The organism is uncultured Bifidobacterium sp. (assembly GCF_949292005.1).
Lineage (GTDB): Bacteria > Actinomycetota > Actinomycetes > Actinomycetales > Bifidobacteriaceae > Bifidobacterium.
Map to the genome: position 1 here is coordinate 1 of NZ_CASEXV010000071.1, position 2,277 is coordinate 2,277.

A 2,277-nucleotide genomic window follows, 5' to 3' on the forward strand; every position below is an offset into this window, starting at 1 on the left:
AGCCTGCGCCGAGGTCGCGAGCCACCTTCAGCGCGAAGACGTCCCTCGACCGTCGCTCCGCATGGACGACGAGGCTCTTCCACAGGCGGGGGTCCCCCTCCAGCGCGCACAAAGTCTGCTGTGCGGTATGCGTACGATGCCGTCCGACCAGCGAAGCATGGGAACCGGTGGGGTCCGCGGCGTCATAGGCGATGTAGACGTCACGCCCGAGCCGGCCGTGCAGCGTCTCGTGGCCAACGGGGCCGACCAGGCGCATGAATCGGGGCTCCGGGGGATGATTCGTCGAAACGTCGAGAAAACGCATGCCCATGGTCTACTTCTCCGACTTCACCGTGCTGCCGGATGGTCCTCCGGGACCACCAAGGGGATTGCCCGGCATCGCCGCGACCAGCGCCCTCACGTAGGCGTTCGTCGACCGGTCCATCACATCGGCGGTCACTCCGGATTCGACGACCTCACCGGCCCGCATGACGATGATCCTGTCGGCGACCCTCCTCACGACGTCGAGGTCATGGGAGATGAACAGTATCGCCAAACCGAAATCGTCACGAAGTCGAAGCATGGTGTCGAGCACCTGGACGCGGATTACGGCGTCCAGGGCAGTGACGGCCTCGTCAGCCACGAGAAGCTCGGGGTCGGGTACCAGGGAGCGAGCGATGGCCACACGCTGGCACTGCCCTCCGGACAGGGTTCCCGGCTTGCGATCGAGCAGGTTCTCGATGGACGCATCCAGACCGACCTCAGTGAGCAGCGTGCACACGGCCGCATCGTCCGACGGCTTGCCGCACACATGAAGCGCCTCACGCAGGGTCTGTCCCACTGTCATTGTGGGGTTCAGCGACCCGAAGGGATTCTGGAACACCAGCTGCGCACGTCCCCGGGACCATGGCAGCTCTGCACCGTCCGAATCGATGTAGGCGACGCTACCGGAGTCGGGCTTCTCCAGGCCGACGAGGCATCGCGCCACCGTCGACTTACCGGAGCCGGATTCGCCCACAACGCCGAGGATCTCCCCGCGTTTGACCTCCAGAGACACGTCTTGCACGGCTGGTTCCACGGCACCGGGATAGGTCTTGACGAGATGCTCGGCACGAACGACAAGGTGCCCCTCCACGCCGGCATCACCGCCATGACCAGTATCGCCCCGCACACGAGCGCCCAGCAGCCGCCGCGTGTAGTCGGAGCGAGGATGCAGGACGACGTCGTCACGGCTGGCCTCTTCGACGACGACGCCATCGTGGAACACTGCGATGTCGTCGGCATGCGCTGCCGCCAAGGCCAGATCGTGGGTGATGAGAACAAGGGACATGCGCCGGGATGCGCTCAGATTCCTAAGAAGACGTAGCACGCCCTCCTGCGTCTGGGCATCCAAAGCGGTCGTCGGCTCGTCGGCGATGAGTACGCGTGGACCAGGCGCCACGGCGGCCGCAATCGCCGCCCGCTGACGCATCCCTCCGGACAGCTCATGGGGGTACGCGGAATACACATCGGCAGGCAGGCCCACATCCCTCAGGAGACGGCGGGCCTGGTCGGCACGCTCGCGCTTCGGCAGCTCCGAGCCCGAGCAAATCTGCCTGCCACAGGTGCTCAGGGGATTGAGCGAGGAAAACGGGTCCTGGGGAAGCCAGACGATACCCCCGTGTCCGCGGATCGTTCTCCAGACGGTCTCGCCCGCGGACAGGTCGACACTCCTCCCATCGAGCTCATACTCTCCGGACATGGATGAATCCCTGGGAAGAAGCCCGCACAAAGCCTTCGCAGTCACCGACTTACCCGATCCGGACTCACCCACCACCGCAAGGGTGGTTCCCCGCCGCAACCGAAGGTTCACGCCGTGGATGATCTCCCGAGAACCGATCGACACGCGCAGGTCCTGCACGTTCAGGGCCGCATTCGACGTCCTGCTCATATCTCCCCCTTCATGCCGCGCTCGGTAATCCAATCTCCGACGATGTTGAAGGCGACGCAGGTGAGAATGATGGCGACTCCGGGGGCGATGGCGGCCATCGGGTTGCTGAAGAGCAGCTCGCGGGCGTCGGAGAGCTGCCTCCCCCAGTCGGCGTCCTGCGGAGAAACGCCCAATCCGAGGAAGGACAGGGAGGACAGGGAGATGAGGGAGTTTGCCATCTCCAAAAAGACCTCGGCTCCGATAAGCGGCCGGATCACCGGCAGCAGATGGCGCACGGCGATCCGCAGAGGACCAAGCTCAAGCAGTCTCGCCGCATCGAGATAAGAATCATGCACATGGGTAAGGACACCGGATCGTACGAGACGGAT

General features: G+C 64.6%; 3 protein-coding genes. All 3 read right to left on the reverse strand.

Going from position 1 to position 2,277, the window contains the following annotated elements; genetic code table 11:
* Positions 1-310: hypothetical protein (locus Q1X90_RS05110; protein WP_300767207.1), on the reverse strand; the 310-nt coding region annotated here is incomplete at its 3' end.
* Between the two features lie 3 nt (positions 311-313).
* A complete protein-coding gene (locus Q1X90_RS05115) occupies positions 314-1,909 on the reverse strand; it encodes an ABC transporter ATP-binding protein (protein WP_300767209.1) in 1,596 nt (531 codons plus the stop codon).
* Positions 1,906-2,277, reverse strand: a 372-nt coding sequence (locus tag Q1X90_RS05120) for an ABC transporter permease subunit (RefSeq protein WP_300767211.1), incomplete at its 5' end; no start/stop codon positions are given. The genes Q1X90_RS05115 and Q1X90_RS05120, both read right to left, overlap by 4 nt.